Raw genomic sequence first — 16950 nt, forward strand, 5'->3', positions numbered from 1 at the left:
AAATATTTGGAATATTTCAGAGCCTCCGAAGACAAAAACAAAATTATTAAAAGGTGAAATATTGACATAATACAAAATTTATGGGATAATATATCAAAAATTCAGAAATTTACAGCGGTGCGGTTAAAATGCGTATTCTGTGAAAAAAAGGGAGGAGAGATTTTATGAAATTGAGAGCGAAAAAACTACTTGCCCTTGCAATGGCCGGTGTGATGACGTTATCCCTGGCCGGCTGCGGCGGCTCCGGAAGCTCCGGCGGTTCCGGGAACGCAGGCTCAGAGGCAGCGGGGCAGACCGGAGAAGCATCCTCAGAGGGCGGAGCAGCTTCTTCAGTTCCCAAATCAGCAGAGGAAGTGGTTGTGCCGGAGGGAGAATCCGTTTCCCAGGAGATGGATGTGGTCGGTGCCATGAATGTGGATTTCACCACCATGGATCCCATGGATACCAGCGATACACTTTCAGGCGGTATTCAGAGACTCATGATGGATGGATTATTCGGATTTGACGACAACATGAAGATCATCCCCATGCTGGCAACGGATTATGAGGCAAATGAAAATGCCACAGAATATGTGATTCATTTAAGACAGGGAATTTCTTTCACAGACGGGACACCGTTCAATGCAGAAGCGGCGAAGGCCAACCTGGATCGCTGGGGCGATAAGGAGCTGGGACTTAAGAGGACGACACTTCTTTGCAATGTTCTGGAATCGACAGAGATCGTGGATGAGTATACCGTAAGGGTGAAGCTGTCACAGCCTTTCGGCGCCTTTATTGCAACGCTGGCCCACCCGGCCTGTGTGCTGATGAGCCCGAAGGTGATTGCCCAGGGAAACGACGCCTGTGCCGAGAGCCCGGTTGGAACAGGACAGTACATATTTAAGGAGTGGATCGCAGGCGATCACGCTACCGTCACACTTAACAAGGACTGGTGGGGCTATGACGCAGAAATCTGCGGCGGTACAGCTCTGGCAGAGCCGGATGCAGGCTTTAAGAGCATCACCTTCCGCCCGGTAGCTGAGAACGCCACGAGAGTCGCCATGCTTCAGTCAGGGGATGCCCAGTTTATCTGGCCGGTTCCCACAGAGAGCATGCAGGCACTTGCGGCAGATACAAACGTGTATGTAGGAGCAGAGGAGGGCATGGTTGTCCGCTATCTGTTCATGAACAATATGAAAGCGCCGTTTAATGACAAGAGGGTGCGCCAGGCTGTCAACTATGCAATCAACAAGGAAGCCTACATTGCAGTTGTAAAGAATGGCCTCTCCTCGGTGGCAACCTCCATCATCGGACCTGCCACTCAGCACTATAAGGCAAACGATCCATACCCCTATGATCCCGAAAAGGCCAAGGAACTTCTCACAGAGGCGGGATATCCGGACGGATTTGAGTGCACCCTGATCTGCGCCAGCACCACGGCAAACTTAAAACAGGCCGAGTTCCTTCAGCAGCAGCTGGCTCAGGTGGGAATCACCATGAACATCAACGCTCTCGAGAGCGCGGTCGTAAATGACAAGGTAGAGAATGTCAATGTTCCCGGCTCAGAGGCTGAGGTAGAGATGTACACCATCGGCTGGTCCTCCTCCACGGGAGATGCAGACTGGGGTATCCGTCCTCTGGTTGCTGTAGAATCCATGCCTCCGATGAGCTATAACATCTGCTACTATGAAAATGAGGAAGTAGATAACCTTCTCTATGAAGCACTGGCAACGGCAGATGAGGAGAAGAGGGCAGAGGCCTATGCCAAGGCTCAGGATATTCTCTGGGAAGACTGCCCGATGGTATGCCTCGTGAACGATTACAACACATGGGCCACCACAAACAAGATTGCCAATGTTAAGGTTTACCCGGATAACTGTCTGAACATCAGAAATGCCAGAATGGCAAAATAGTGAATATATCAGATCATGCAGAAGATGGAAAAGACAGTGAAAAAGTAAACTGAATACAAAAACATAATTGAAAGTCAGCAGGAGAGCGGCAGGCCAAAGTCGCAGGAAGACTTCCGGTAAGACGGATGGCCTGAGCTCTCTTTCTTGACTGGAATACAGCCTGTAGCTGCAGGAAAAGCTGAAAAGGCAAAGAGTGCAGAAGCTCAGGATTTGCTCGGAAATGGTTTGGCGGTCTGTAACAGAAAGCTGCCAAACCATTTTTGGGAGTAGGGAGAGAAGGGAGAGTGAACGGATGCTTAAATATATTGTAAAGCGTGTGATTGGTGTAATCCCGACACTGATTATTGTTACAACCTTTGTGTTCTTTTTCGTTCGCCTGATTCCGGGAGATCCGGCCCGTCTGGTGGCCGGCCCTCAGGCGACTCTTGAGGACGTGGAGGTAGTAAGGGAAGAGCTGGGGCTTAATAAACCCATTCTCACTCAGTATGCAGACTATGTGACAGGACTGTTTCACGGAGATCTGGGAATGTCTCTGAGAACGAAGCGCCCGGTAGCCACAGAGGTAAGTCTGCGGTACATGAATACAGTGAAGCTGACTGTGTTCAGTCTGGTGTGGAGTGTGATTGTGGGAGTGCTCATCGGAGTCTGGTCAGGAAAGCACCGATCGCGGTGGCAGGATTACACGGGAATGACGCTGGCCATATCGGGCATCTCCATGCCTTCTTTCTGGATCGGTTTTCTCCTGATTATGGTGTTTTCCGTTAACCTCAAATGGTTTCCCACCACAGGTGCGGACTCCTGGAAGAGCTTTATTCTTCCGGCTATTGCACTGGGAACCAGTATCGCGGCCATTATCGCCAGGTTTACCCGTTCGTCCATTATTGAGGTAATGAAGGAAGATTATATAAGGACAGCCAGGGCCAAGGGCCTCAGGGAGAAATCTGTCATCTGGAAGCACGCCTTCAGAAATGCCATGATCTCCGTGGTGACAGTAGTGGGTCTGCAGTTTGGATTCCTCCTTGGCGGTTCTGTAGTTACAGAGTCTGTGTTTGCATTTCCGGGTCTTGGCTCCCTTCTTGTGGAGTCGGTAAACTACAGGGATTACAATGCTATTCAGTCCCTGATCCTGATTTTCTCGCTGCACTTTATTTTGATTAACCTGGTAGTGGACATCCTCTATGCTCTGCTGAATCCGGAAATCAAGCTGAATTAATGGGAAAGGGGATACGTTATGGCGAAGGAAGAAAAAGTATTAAATGAAAAAACGGACATCAATACGCCGTTTAAGGACTTTGTGCGGAAATTTAAAAAGCAGAAAACGGCAATCGTGGCAATGTTCTTCATCATTGCCCTGGTGATACTCGCATTTATCAGCTACCAGATTGCCCCCTATGGCATTAATGAGTATGATTACACGGCGATCATGCAGGGACCCAGCGCAGCCCACTGGTTTGGAACAGACGAGTTTGGGCGGGATCTGTTTTCAAGGATCATCTGCGGTACCAGGATCTCCCTGAGTGTAGGACTGTTCTCTGTCAGCATCGCTGCTGTCTGCGGAACTATTCTGGGACTCCTTGGCGGATATTACGGCGGAATCCTGGACTCTATCATTATGAGAATCTGTGACACTCTGTTTGCATTCCCGGGAATTATTCTGGCTATCGCTATCATTGCCATTCTGGGAAGCGGAATGACAAACGTGGTGATTGCAGTAGCTGTGTTCAGCACACCTACCTTTGCGAGGCTGGTGCGCAGTACCACCCTGTCGACGAAGGGAAATGTGTTTGTGCAGGCGGCAAGAAATCTGGGCGCCAGCGACGCCAGGATCCTGTTTCGCCATATTCTGCCCAGCGCCATTCCCAATATCATCGTGCAGTATACCATGTCTATCGGAACCTCCATTCTGACAGCATCGAGCCTCAGCTTTCTGGGAATGGGAGCCCAGCCGCCGACACCGGAGTGGGGACTTCTTCTGAGCAACGGAAGAACCTACATGATGACCAGCTGGCACATTACCCTGTTTCCGGGCCTTGCCATATTCCTGACAGTTCTGTGCTTCAACCTTCTGGGGGACGGACTCAGGGATGCACTGGATCCGAAGCTGACCGATTAAATGAAGGAAGAGAAACGATGAAAGGGAGAGCCGGACAGGAGGGAGGAACGGAATGGATACAAGGAAGAATATTCTGGAAATAAAAAATATGCACACCTACTTTTTCACAGACAATGGAGTGGTAAAGTCGGTGGACGGAGTGGATATCGAGCTGAAGGAGGGCTCCACTCTGGGGATAGTGGGAGAGTCGGGAAGCGGAAAGAGCGTGACGGCCCTCTCGGTTATGGGACTGTTAATGGGAACCACGGGAAAGGTGGTGGAGGGGCAGATTCTGCTGGACGGCCGCGACATCACAAACCTGAGCGCTGAGGAGAGAAGAAAGATCAGGGGAAATCAGATTTCCATGATCTTCCAGGAGCCTATGACGAGCCTGAACCCGGTTATGAAAATCGGGGATCAGCTGGTGGAGGCCATCAAGATGCACCAGAACAAGACGAAACAGGAGGCCAGGGAGATGGCCGTTGAGATGCTGAAAAAGACGGGACTTCCGAGGGTAGAGCGGATTGTCAATGAGTACCCGTTTCAGCTCTCCGGAGGACAGAGGCAGAGGGTTATGATCGCCATGGCTCTCGTCTGCAACCCGAAAATCCTCATCGCCGATGAGCCTACCACTGCTCTGGATGTGACGATTCAGGCCCAGATCATTGATCTGATGAACCATCTGAAGCAGGAGATAGGAACTTCTATCATGTTCATTACCCACGATCTGGGTGTGGTGGCGGAAACCTGCGACGAGGTGGTGGTAATGTACTGCGGCCGCGTGGTGGAAAAGGGAAATGTGTACGACATTTTCGGGCAGACAGCTCATCCATACACCCAGGGACTTCTGCGCTCCATCCCAAAGCTCGGGGAGCATGTGGAGGAGCTGGATTCCATTCCCGGCAATGTGCCGAATCCCAAATATATGCCAAAGGGCTGCAAGTTCGCCCCCAGATGCGAACACGCCACAGAACGCTGCAGAGAGGAAGAGCCGGGATTCTTTGATCTGGGGAACGGACACCTGAGCAGATGCTGGCTCTGTGAAAGATAAGGGGGGACGGATATGGCAGAAGATTTATTAAAGGTAGAGGGACTGAAACAGTATTATCCGGCATCCAGCGGCCTGTTTGGGAAAAAGACCTACGTAAAGGCCGTGGACGATGTGGATTTTGAGGTAAAGAAGGGAGAAGTGTTCGGAATCGTAGGAGAGTCCGGATGCGGAAAATCCACTCTCGGAAAGGCTATCTGCAAGCTCATTGAGCCCACAGACGGAAAAATTATTCTGGACGGGGAGGATATCCGGGGCTATGACAGCAAAAAAATGAGAAGCGTGAGAAAGAAGGTTCAGATGGTATTCCAGGATCCTTACGCTTCCCTGAATCCCAGAATGTCCATCCACGATATTCTGGCAGAGCCGTTGGTGATCCACGGGCTTGCCAAGGGAAAACAGGAGATCGACGAGGCGGTGGTGCGGCTTCTCAGAGAGGTGGGGATGGACGACTACCATGCCAGAAGATACCCTCATGAGTTCTCAGGAGGCCAGAGACAGAGAATCGGCATTGCGAGGGCTCTGGCCGTGCGGCCGCAGCTGATTATCGCCGACGAGCCGGTATCTGCGCTGGACGTGTCCATTCAGTCTCAGGTTTTAAACCTGATGAGCAGACTGAAGAAGGAGTTTAACTTAACCTATATCTTCATTGCCCATGATCTGAGCGTTGTAGAGCATATCAGCGACAGGATTGGGGTTATGTATCTGGGAAATTTTGTGGAGGAGGCAAACAAGGAAAATCTCTATAAGAATCCCATGCATCCGTACACACAGGCGCTGCTGTCTGCAGTTCCGATTCCCGATCCGACGGTGAAGAAGGAGAGGATTATCCTGGAGGGAAGCATTCCGTCGGCGATCAATCCGCCGTCCGGCTGCAAATTCCACACCAGATGCCCGAAATGTATGGAGATATGCAAAAAAGAAGCTCCGAGAAAATACCAGGTAGGAGAGGATCACTTCGTATACTGCCACCTGTATGACAACGAGATGTAGAAAGAAAACGGAAGAGTACAGGCGAAGGGAGAGACGGAGGGACGGCAGGAATCCAGCCCGTTTTTGTTCCGGCGAGGCCGGGAAAACGGGCTGGATTCCTGCCGTTTGCGTTAGAGAATTCTTTTCGGGGAAAGAAGGTTGCATTTGAAGCGGAGTGTGATATGATGCTTTGTAGAGGAAAGGATGAGAGGAGGAATAAGCGATGAAGCTGTTTATCAGCGCTGATATTGAAGGCTGCGTCGGGACGACGCTGGCCAGTGAAACCCATAAAGATATGCCGGAGTACCGCCAGTTTGCCAGACAGATGACAGAGGAGGTGGCGGCAGTCTGCGAAGCTGCTCTGGAGGCAGGAGCTGACGAGATTGTAGTGAAGGATGGCCATGGAGATGCGACAAATATTGATTTTACCGCTCTCCCTGACCGTGTGACCCTGATCAGAGGAAAGAGCGGGCATCCCTACAACATGATGTTCGGGCTGGATGACAGCTTTGACGCTGTGCTCTATGTAGGCTACCACGCTCCGGCTGGAAATGGAGGGAACCCGATCAGCCACACATCCACGGGAAACAGCAATCAGATTCTTCTGAACGGAAAGGTGATGAGTGAATTCATGCTCAACACATACACGGCTGCCATGATTGGCGTCCCGGCTGTATTTATATCCGGAGACGAGGCAATCTGCTCTCTGGCAAGAGAGATGGTTCCCGCAATTACCACGGCGGCTGTGAAGAAGGGAGTCGGGGGAAGTACGATCAGCATGAGCAAAGCGGAGGCGGACCGTCTTCTGCGAAGCCGTGTGAAGGAAGCTCTGAGCCGCGGCCCGGAAGCCTGCCGTATTTCCATGCCGGAAAAATTTGAGTATGTGGTGAATTACAAGGATTTGAAAAAAGCCTACCAGATGTCATTTTTCCCGGGAGCAGAGCGGGTGGATGAGAGGACAAACCGGGTGGTGAGCAGCAATTACCGCGATATAGTGACGGCACATTCGTTTATGGTATATTGACCGCGGAGAGGTCAATATACCTGCGCAAACCGGTTTCAGCATTCACTGCTGAAAGCCGGGCGCTAAATTCCGCCGGAGGCTGGCAAAAGTCCTAGGCGGCGAGTGTGCCTCCCTCGGGGAGAGCAGCCAGCCGCTTTTCGTACAGCGGATGAATCATACAGACAGGAGAAAGATAAGGAGGGATTTACATGGCAGATTTAAAAATGATAGAGGATCTCACCAACGCCTTCGGGCCAAGCGGATTTGAGGAGGATGTGGTGAGGGCGATTAAGGCTCACAGCGGAGCGCTTTGCCTTAAACATGACGCCATGCATAATGTATATGCATTTATGGACGAGCAGGCGGGAGAGGCTTTCAGCCGGGGAGAGCTCAGGCAGGGGGAGAGGAGGAGACCTGTTCTGATGCTGGATGCCCATTCCGATGAGGTGGGCTTCATGGTCCAGAATATTGAGGAAAACGGTCTTCTGGACATTATCTGTCTGGGGGGAATTCACAACACCAATATTCCGGCCCATTCAGTGATTGTCAAAAATGGAGCGGGAAAGAAAATCAGGGGAATCACAACCTCAAAGCCGGTGCATTTTCTGACTGCGGCTGAGAAGGCAGACAACTCCTTAAATATAGAGGACATACGGATTGACGTGGGCGCGTCCAGCCGGCAGGAGGTAATGGAGGATTACGGAATTTCTGTAGGCGACCCGGTTATGCCGGATGTGCGGTTTGAGTATGATGAGGAACACGGAATCTGCTACGGAAAAGCCTTTGACAACCGTCTGGGATGTGTGAGTATTCTTGAAACCATGAAGACTCTGCAGAAGGAGGAGAAAAATCTGGCTGTCCAGGTAGTGGGAGCCTTTGCCGCCCAGGAGGAGGTGGGGACAAGGGGAGCCCAGGTAACTTCCCAGGCAGTCCTGCCGGATCTGGCGATTGTGTTTGAGGGTTCTCCGGCAGATGACTTTTATTTCAGGCCGGGAATTGCCCAGTGCAGCCTGAAGGCGGGAACCCAGATTCGCCATCTGGACGCAAGTTATGTATCAAACCCGGAATTTATCCGTCTGGCTCATGAGATAGGAGAGCAGTGCGGAATCAAATATCAGGATGCCGTGAGAAGGGGAGGCAGCACCAATGCCGGGAAGATCAGTCTCACGGGAAAGGCTGTGCCGGTTCTGGTTCTCGGAATCCCATCCAGGTACGTTCACACCCATTACAATTTCTGCGCCATGGAGGATATCGACGCTACTGTGAAAATGGCGGCAGAGGTAATAAAGAGCCTTGACAGAGAAAGGATTGACCGGGTGCTGCGCAGAGGAACGATTTAGCAGAGAAGCAGATTAAAAATACGGGAAGCACAGGCTGCTGTAAGACAGAGTGCCATAGGAAAGAAAAGGAAAACTTTCAGGACAGGGATACATTTCTGAGAGTCTTTCCAGAGTATGGACTGGGGCGTTCGTCTTGCAGCAGCTTTTTTGATTCTGAAGAAACGGAAAAACATTTGGTTTGTTTGTGAAAAAATAAATAAAAATCTGAAAAAACAGGAAAATAATCTTGTATTATATTGTGTAATCAGGGTGATATGTTATATAATTAAGAAAATAGTTGCTCTGCCTGTATACGGTTCGTATATTCTGCCTGGCTGAGAATAAGGTGGGCTGTTTTTAGCTCCTTCTGAGGAGGAAGAGGAGAAAATGGAAATATGTTAGCTGCGGCACAGCCAGAGTGGAATATGACAATATACACAGCGGAGCAGGCAGGCCATTTTGGCAGGAGGAGGTATCTTATGGAACATGCAATGATGAAAATTCGCGCAAAGAACACACATCTTCCGCTCAAGGCGGTTCCGGGACATTTCGCAACGAATCACGCCCACATTAATTATTATATTGATATGACGACAGTGAAGGCCCGCCAGAGCGAGGCAGAGGAGATGGCAAAGACACTGGCAGGCCAGTATGTAAACAATACGGTAGTAGATACCATCGTATGTCTGGACGGAACCCAGGTTATTGGAGCTTATCTTGCAGAGGAGCTTTCCAGGGCCGGTTTCATATCAATGAATGAGCATAAGACGATCTATATCATTACCCCGGAGTTCAACAGCAACAGCCAGATGATATTTAAAGAAAATGTCAGGCCAATGGTGGCCGGGAAGCATGTGATTCTTCTGCTGGCAAATGTCACCACCGGCCTGACCCTCAATAAGGCGCTGGAGTGCATTGGATATTATGAGGGGATCCTGGAAGGGGTGGCCGCCGTGTTCAGCGCCCAGACGGAGGTGGACGGGGTGCATATCAACAGCGTGTATTCCACAGAGGATCTGCCGGACTACCGGTTCTACGATTACAGGAACTGTCCATTCTGTGAAAGAAAGATGAAAATTGATGCCCTGGTAAACAGCTTTGGGTATTTCAGGCAGGAATAGTGGACGGGGAATGGAGGAAGATGTGAGATGTGCCGGGAGACGAAGCGGAGGTTTCTGGCCCATATCAGTGAAGATGGGAAACGTGAGCAGACAATTTTGGAGCACCTGGAGGGAACGGGAAGGCTGGCAGAGCAGTTTGCAGAAGTATTCGGATTCGGAAGTTATGGCTATGCTTTGGGGAAACTGCATGATATAGGAAAGTATTCCTTTGAATTTCAGAAAAGGCTCACGGAAAATGGAAAAAAAGTAGATCATGCCACTGCCGGAGCCAGGCTGTGCTGGGAGCAGAAAGGGCCCTACAGTCCGTATGGAATGCTTGCCTACGCAGTGGCTGGACACCACAGCGGCCTGCCCGATACAGGCGGAGATGGGGACTTAGCTGGAAGGGGAACATTGAAAGGGAGAATGAAGAAAAAACTCTGCAGCTTTGAGGAGTACCGAAAGGAAGTTGACTTTCCTGCCCTTTCTGCTCCCACAAATTTCAGGGGAACAGACAGAGGGGAGGATCCGGGATTTGCCCAGTCTTTTCTAATTCGGATGCTGTATTCCTGCCTGGTAGATGCGGATTATCTCGACACGGAAGCATTTATGAAGGAAAAAGTGGAGAGGGATTCCGGCGAAAAACTGGAATCCCTTTTAAAAAAGCTGGAAAAGCACGTGTCGGGCTGGCTGGATAATCACGACAGGAGGACCGTCAACGGGAGAAGAAGTGAGATTTTGAGGCAGTGCCTTGAGAAAGGAACGCTCCCTCGTGGTCTGTTTCGGCTGACAGTACCCACCGGAGGAGGAAAAACCATATCTTCCCTGGCCTTTGCTCTCCGCCATGGCGCAGAGCACGAGATGAAGCGGGTGATCTACGTGATCCCGTATACAAGCATCATCGAACAGAATGCTAAAATCTTCAGCGACATTCTGGGAAGAGAGAATGTGCTGGAGGATCACTGTAATATCGACTATGAGAGTGATGAGGAACTGAAACCGCTTCACCTGGCGGCTGAGAACTGGGACAAGCCTGTGGTGGTGACGACGAATGTCCAGTTTTTTGAATCCCTGTTTTCCAATAAGTCATCAAAGTGCAGAAAACTCCACAATATAGCGGACAGCGTGATCATATTTGATGAGGCACAGATGCTGCCCTGCGAGTACCTGAGGCCCTGTATCGCTGCGATGGAGGAATTGCTTTTGAGGTACAGGAGTACGCTGGTACTCTGCACAGCGACACAGCCGGCCCTCGGCGGCCTGTTCAGAAAAAGTATAACGTGGGAAGAGTTGTGCCCCGATCGCGAGGAGCAGTTTCAGTTTTTTAAGCGCTGCCAGATACTTAATCTCGGAAGAATCCGCAGGGAGGAGCTGATTGACAGGCTGGAGCAGGAAGACCAGGCACTTTGCATCCTGAATACAAAGCGGGAGGTTCAGGAGGTCTATCAGGAGCTGAAGGAGAGAAGAGGACAATCATCGGAAGGAGAGATTTTTCACCTTTCAACCCAGATGTATCCGGAGCACAGGAAGGCGGTTTTGGAGGAGATACGGAAACGGACAGGGAAAAGGGCAGAAGGAAAATCTCAGATTGAGAAAACTGGGATTGAGGAAGAAACAGAAGAGACAGAATCTGCAGGGAATGTCTGCATTGTGATTGCGACGAGCCTGGTGGAGGCTGGAGTGGACCTGGATTTTGCATCTGTGTACCGGGAAATGGCAGGTCTCGACTCGGCCATACAGGCGGCCGGGCGCTGCAACAGGGAGGGGAAACGCCCCCTGGAGGAGAGCAGAACCTGGATTTTTGATATGGAGGGGGAAAAGAAAACCGCAGAACAGGAACAGAGGGCCGAGGTGATGAGCGGAATGCTGGAGAAGCTTGAAAGGGCAGGAAAAAGCCTGAATTCCCCGGAGGCAGCGGAAGAATATTTCCGCTATCTGTACCAGTTTAAGGGAAGTGAGCTGGACAGAAAACATATAATGGAATATTTCCACCCGGGAAATTTCAGCTTCGCCTCTGCCGCTCAGGAATTTAAGATGATCGAGGAACACACAGTATCTCTCCTGATACCGGTCGAGGAGAGTGCAGAAAAAATTGCGGAGGAAATCCGTTTAAAAGGCTGCAGCAGAAAGCGGATGCGTGAGGCGGGCAGGTACAGTGTGAGCGTAGACAAAAAGAAAATAGAAGAGTTCTGCCGAAACGGCATTGCTGAGCTATTGACCGAAGGGGAAGAAGACGGATTGTACCTGCTGAAGAGGAGAGAGCAGTATTCGCAGGAAGTCGGACTCCTGATGGAGGTGGAAACAGGAAAGGCATTTTTGATGTAGAAAGAAGGAAAAGAGGGAGAGGGGGCCGAATGGCCCCCTCTCCCTTTTCATAAATAAAACTGGAAAAAAATATTTCAATCCACGCCCGGTATCGGATAAGAATGCTGAGCGACATAGATACCATAACACAAGAAGCGGTGAAAAAAAAGAGTTAATGGCAAAAATCAGATTGACTTAAAAAGAAAAAGTGATATGATAGAAATACAAATAGTTTTATAAATAAAAAAGAAAAAAATGAAGTTAAATATTGATTTACCGAAGAAAGAAGGGTTTTACTAATGCAGATCTATTCAGCAATTTTTCCTGTGAAGGAATCTTTAACTCAGGATGTTTTAATTCAATTAGTAATTGAATGGAATCAAGGAAGTCCTTTTAATAAAATTTCTAATTTAAATTGGGATGGAAAAAAAGAAATATAAAATTTGAAGATGAAAATTTATCTTTATCCATTGAGGAAATCCGTGCTTATAATACAATTGCTGTGAGATTTCATCAGTTTGATGAAAATAAGATTATATGGAATACGGATATTGTTGTGAATTTTTCCACACATATTTTCTCTATCAAATTAGACAGGGAAACAACTGTTGATACAATTAGTTTCATTCCCAAATTCAAACCGCCGATTCTTGTTAATATGCTGCTGGAAAGGGGATATATAGGAACTGATAAGGACATGCCCATAAGTGATAAGCCGATTTTCATTAATAAAGATAACTATAAAGTAATAGAAAATATTATATGTAGAAATGTTGTATATTCGATGCCTGTGATCTATGTAACGAAACTATGGGGGAATTATCCTTTAAGAGTTCAGGACTTAGCATATAAATTGCGCGGTGTTGCACATGTTCTTGCGGAGGATGATGCAGATGTGTCAAAGATTCTCAGAGAAAGCTGCGATGGGATGAATTCACATCATGGAAGTATCGGCATTTATTACCCAAGCAGTTCGGCATTGAATAAAATAATTAGCACCAAAAACTATGAAGAACGGGAGGAAGTACTGATAGAGCGCGTAGTAAATATTGTATGCAGATATGTTAATCAACAGGCTAGGGACAGGATGATGACCTGGGAGGGCGTTCAGAATGAATTGCTGAAATTACGTTATGTAAGAGCTAAAGAAAAGAAAGAAAAAGCGGAGAGCGAAGTATCTGAGATTTATGATAGTTTTGGAGAGGAACTCGAAGAAAAGGAACATACCATTGAAGAGTTAAATAATCGAGTTATGGCACTGCAGGCAGAAAACCAGGGACTTAGAGCAAAATATGATCAGATTACAGAAATTCCTCTGTTATACTACGGCACGGAAGATGAATTGTTTGAGGGGGAAATAAAAGATCAGATACTGGGAATGCTTAGTAATCAACTGAAGAATATAAAAAAGAAGACTCGAAAGGAAGATATATTACAGGATATTTTGAAATCTAATAAGTCGACAGATGTTTTAAATAAAAAACAGGCAGAGATTAAGCGTATATTAAAAGGTTATACGAAGGTAGATGATCATTTAAAAAGGGAGTTAAAAACATATGGTTTTACCATTACAAAAGATGGGGGACATTATAAGCTCACATATAAAGGGGACTCCAGATATTTGTTTACGTTATCAGCATCAGGAAGTGACAGCCAGCATGGAGGTGGGAATCTTGCGGCGGAGATTATTCAGGATATGCTTTAATAAGGCTTCAGAGATTACTCAGAGGTAAAAAGGAGATTTGATGATTTTTCTCGGAGAAAAATTATTTGGATGAGACTTTAAGGTATTAGCGAAAATATTGAATGTTTGTATACACAGCAAAAGAAAGGAGCCATACATATGGCAAAAGGAATCAAAGTACGGGTGTGGGGAGATTATGCTCTTTTTTCGCGGCCGGAGATGAAGGTAGAACGGTGCACCTACGATGTGATGACACCCTCTGCCGCCCGGGGCATATTGGAGGCAATCTACTGGCATCCTGGCCTCAGATGGAAAATTGACAGGATTTATGTCAAGAAGCCCATTCGCTTTACCAGCGTCAGAAGAAATGAGGTGAAAAGCAAGCTGTCTGCGTCTAATGCTCTTTCCGTTTACAATGGAGCGAAAAAGGATCTCTACATCAGCACGAAAGCCGATATTGTTCAGAGGGCGTCACTGATTTTAAAGGATGTAGAATACGTGATAGAAGCCCATTTCGAGATGACGCAGGATGCCAATGAAACAGACAACCCGGGAAAGTTTAAGGACATTGTAACCAGAAGACTCAATAGAGGGGAGTGTTTTCATATGCCCTATTTTGGATGCAGGGAGTTTCCCGCCTACTTTGCTCCCTGCGAGGAGGAAGTAATTTCCACTGCCTATGAGGGGGAGGAGGAAAGAGATTTGGGATATATGCTTTATGATATGGACTATTCCGATCTGAAAAATATCCAGCCCATGTTTTTCAGGGCCGTATTAAGGCGGGGAGTGCTGGATGTAAAAGACTGTGAGGTGGTACGGTGATTTTACAGGAGCTTGTAAAGTATTATGAAAGGCTGGCAGAGCAGGGGAAAGTATCAAAACCAGGCTGGTGCAGCGCAAAGGTATCATACTGCCTGGATCTGAGACCGGACGGGACAGTGGCCAGAGTGATTTCCTGTTTGAAAGAGGAAGAACGCGGTAAAAAAAAGGTTCTGGTTCCCCAGGATTTTACTGTGCCGGCCATGGTTTCCCGTTCCTCAGGCATTGCCCCGAATTTTCTCTGTGACAATTCTAAATACCTTCTGGGAATAGACAAAAATGGTTCGGGAAAGCGGCTCAGAGAGTGCTTTGAGGCAGCTAAGAACAGGCATCTGGAAATTCTCGACGGCGTTTCCGGAGAAGCCGCAGAGGCTGTCTGTGCGTTTTTTAAGAGCTGGGACCCGGATAAGGCAGCGGAAAATCCTGTGATTAGTGAAAAGTGGGAGGAGCTTACAGCTGGTGGAAACCTTATCTTTTCCGTTGGGATGGATGAAGCCCAGAAGGATGAAAGTATCCGGTGCGCCTGGGAAGAAAGCCAGAATAAAAAGGGAGAAGGGGAAGAAAAAGCCGGGGTTTGCCTTGTGACAGGAAAGAGGACAGAGATCGCAAGAATTCACAATACGATCAAGGGAGTTTCGGGTGCACAGTCCAGCGGTGCGGCTCTGGTATCCTTCAATGCAGATTCATTTACTTCCTACGGGAAGGAACAGAGCTACAATGCACCAGTGGGAATCTATGCGGCCTTCGCCTATACGACGGCTCTCAATTATCTTCTGTCCCAGCGCAGATATGTGTTCCAGTTGGGAGATGCGACTGTGATTTTCTGGTCTGAGAGCGGAGAAGAAGCCTACCAGCAGGCGTTCTGGATGGGAATAGAGGCCAGAGAGGACGATCAGGAAAAGCTCAGGGAGCTGTTGGAGGCGATGCAGAAGGGCAGACCTGTGGCGATAGATGACATTTCTCTGAATCCCGAACAGAGTTTCTGCGTCCTGGGACTGTCGCCGAATGCGGCGCGGCTGTCTGTGCGTTTTTTCTATAAGGACAGCTTTGGCAGTATTCTTACCAATCTGAAACGCCACTATGAGCAGATGGAGATTGTCCGGCCTTCCTGGGACAGGACAGAATATCTGAGTGCAGGAAGAATGCTGTATGAAACGGCTAATCAGAAGTCCCGTGACAAAAAAGCACCGCCGAATATGGCTGCTGCCGTTTTCGAATCGATCCTGTCGGGAGCGAAATACCCGGAAAGCCTTTACTCCAACGTGCTCATTCGGATACGGGCCGAGAACGGTGCAGGAAAAGTGACAAGGGGACGGGCTGCTATTATCAAGGCCTATCTCATACGAAATAAAGAGGAACGACTGATAAAGGAGGGAACATTTGTGAGGGTAAATGAGTCCTGCGTCGACACAGCCTATGTGCTGGGACGCATATTTGCAGTGCTGGAGGAAATTCAGGAGAAGGCGAATCCAGGCCTGAACAGCACAATTAAAGACAGATATTTTAATGCTGCCTGCTCCAGGCCGCAGCTGATTTTTCCCACGCTTTTCAAGCTGGAGAGCAGCCATATCAGAAAGCTGGAGGACAGAGCTGCCATTTACTATGAGAGACAGCTTACAGAACTTCAAGGGATGCTACAGGCAGAGAAGGGAGAAAACGGAATAAGGGAAAAGGCAAAATCCTATCCGGCCAGCCTGAATCTGGAAGAGCAGGGGGCGTTTATTCTGGGGTACTATCACCAGGTTCAGAAGAGATATACGAAAAAGGAGGATAAATAGATGAGCGAGGCAATTAAAAACAGATATGAATTCGTGGTATTATTCGATGTGGAAAACGGAAATCCAAACGGAGATCCAGATGCAGGCAATATGCCGAGAATCGATCCGGAGAGTAATTTTGGACTTGTGACGGATGTGTGCCTGAAGCGGAAAATACGAAATTATGTGGAAACAGTAAAAGAGGGGGAGGAAGGATACGGAATTTATATCAGAGAAGATGTGCCTCTCAACACAAGTGACAAGAAGGCATTATCCTATATCGGAGTCGAAGATTTGAGCGATAAGGGGCTTAAGGAATTAAAGAAAAATGATCCGGAAGCGGACAAAAAAATCAGAGATTTTATGTGCCGGAATTTCTTTGACATTCGGACCTTCGGGGCAGTCATGACGACCTTTGTGAAGGCATCTTTAAACTGCGGGCAGGTGAGGGGACCTGTGCAGATTGGTTTTGCCAGAAGCATTGACCCGATTGTGAGTCAGGAGCTCACCATAACCAGAGTGGCGATTACCACAGAGGAGGACTCGCTGAATAAAAAGACGGAGATGGGAAGAAAAAATATTGTCCCATATGGCCTGTACCGGGCAGAGGGATTTATCTCTGCAAACCTGGCTAGAAAGGTGACAGGATTTTCAGAGGAAGACCTGGAACTTTTGTGGGAAGCGATTATCAATATGTTTGAGCACGATCATTCCGCAGCAAGAGGGAAAATGGCCGTCCGCAGGCTGATTGTGTTTAAACACAGCAGGGAGCTGGGAGACTGCCCGTCGTACAAACTGTTTGATGCTGTTGAGGTAAAGAGAAAGGAAGGGGTGGAATTTGCAAGGCAGTATTCAGATTATGAGATAGCAATTCACAGGGAGCAGATTCCGGAAAGCGTTGAAGTGATGGACAAGATTTAACGCACTTTTTCAGAGGGACTGAAAATAGCCTGTATGGCT

13 protein-coding genes are annotated in these 16950 nt (G+C 48.3%); all 13 read left to right on the plus strand.

Annotation, left to right across the window (positions count from 1 at the left end):
• The first annotated feature begins 164 nt into the window (after positions 1-164).
• The 13 genes from LK436_RS07205 to cas7c all read left to right on the plus strand — a co-directional run bounded on the left by LK436_RS07205 (position 165) and on the right by cas7c (position 16911).
• Complete coding sequence (locus tag LK436_RS07205; RefSeq protein ID WP_008398246.1) at positions 165-1892, plus strand: glutathione ABC transporter substrate-binding protein; 1728 nt, start codon at positions 165-167, stop codon at positions 1890-1892.
• 292 nt (positions 1893-2184) lie between these two features.
• Positions 2185-3105 carry an ABC transporter permease subunit gene (locus tag LK436_RS07210; protein ID WP_008398244.1) on the plus strand — a complete coding sequence of 307 codons (921 nt, stop codon included), beginning with the start codon at positions 2185-2187 and terminating at the stop codon, positions 3103-3105.
• 18 nt (positions 3106-3123) lie between these two features.
• Entirely contained in the window at positions 3124-4005 is an 882-nt protein-coding gene (locus LK436_RS07215; RefSeq protein WP_008398243.1) for an ABC transporter permease subunit, read from the plus strand.
• Positions 4006-4057: 52 nt separating this feature from the next.
• A complete protein-coding gene (locus LK436_RS07220; protein ID WP_008398242.1) occupies positions 4058-5035 on the plus strand; it encodes an ABC transporter ATP-binding protein in 978 nt (325 codons plus the stop codon).
• Between the two features lie 12 nt (positions 5036-5047).
• Complete coding sequence (locus LK436_RS07225) at positions 5048-6025, plus strand: ABC transporter ATP-binding protein (protein ID WP_008398241.1); 978 nt, start codon at positions 5048-5050, stop codon at positions 6023-6025.
• A gap of 202 nt (positions 6026-6227) precedes the next feature.
• Positions 6228-7028 carry a M55 family metallopeptidase gene (locus tag LK436_RS07230; RefSeq protein WP_008398240.1) on the plus strand — a complete coding sequence of 267 codons (801 nt, stop codon included), beginning with the start codon at positions 6228-6230 and terminating at the stop codon, positions 7026-7028.
• 188 nt (positions 7029-7216) lie between these two features.
• The gene (locus LK436_RS07235; RefSeq protein ID WP_008398239.1) at positions 7217-8347 is read left to right on the plus strand and encodes a M42 family metallopeptidase; all 1131 of its coding nucleotides are present in this window, start codon (positions 7217-7219) and stop codon (positions 8345-8347) included.
• A gap of 458 nt (positions 8348-8805) precedes the next feature.
• Entirely contained in the window at positions 8806-9447 is a 642-nt protein-coding gene (locus tag LK436_RS07240; protein ID WP_182433325.1) for a phosphoribosyltransferase, read from the plus strand.
• Between the two features lie 27 nt (positions 9448-9474).
• Entirely contained in the window at positions 9475-11751 is a 2277-nt protein-coding gene (locus LK436_RS07245) for a CRISPR-associated helicase/endonuclease Cas3 (RefSeq protein WP_008398236.1), read from the plus strand.
• 394 nt (positions 11752-12145) lie between these two features.
• Entirely contained in the window at positions 12146-13435 is a 1290-nt protein-coding gene (locus LK436_RS07250) for a hypothetical protein (protein ID WP_008398235.1), read from the plus strand.
• Positions 13436-13573: 138 nt separating this feature from the next.
• The gene (gene cas5c / locus LK436_RS07255; RefSeq protein ID WP_008398234.1) at positions 13574-14236 is read left to right on the plus strand and encodes a type I-C CRISPR-associated protein Cas5c; all 663 of its coding nucleotides are present in this window, start codon (positions 13574-13576) and stop codon (positions 14234-14236) included.
• Positions 14233-16011 carry a type I-C CRISPR-associated protein Cas8c/Csd1 gene (gene cas8c / locus LK436_RS07260; RefSeq protein WP_008398233.1) on the plus strand — a complete coding sequence of 593 codons (1779 nt, stop codon included), beginning with the start codon at positions 14233-14235 and terminating at the stop codon, positions 16009-16011. The genes cas5c and cas8c overlap by 4 nt, the downstream gene beginning before the upstream one ends.
• A complete protein-coding gene (cas7c, locus tag LK436_RS07265) occupies positions 16012-16911 on the plus strand; it encodes a type I-C CRISPR-associated protein Cas7/Csd2 (RefSeq protein ID WP_008398231.1) in 900 nt (299 codons plus the stop codon). It begins immediately after the preceding gene.
• Positions 16912-16950 lie beyond the last annotated feature (39 nt).

Source organism: Clostridium sp. M62/1 (genome assembly GCF_020736365.1).
GTDB classification, from domain to species: domain Bacteria; phylum Bacillota; class Clostridia; order Lachnospirales; family Lachnospiraceae; genus Otoolea; species Otoolea saccharolyticum_A.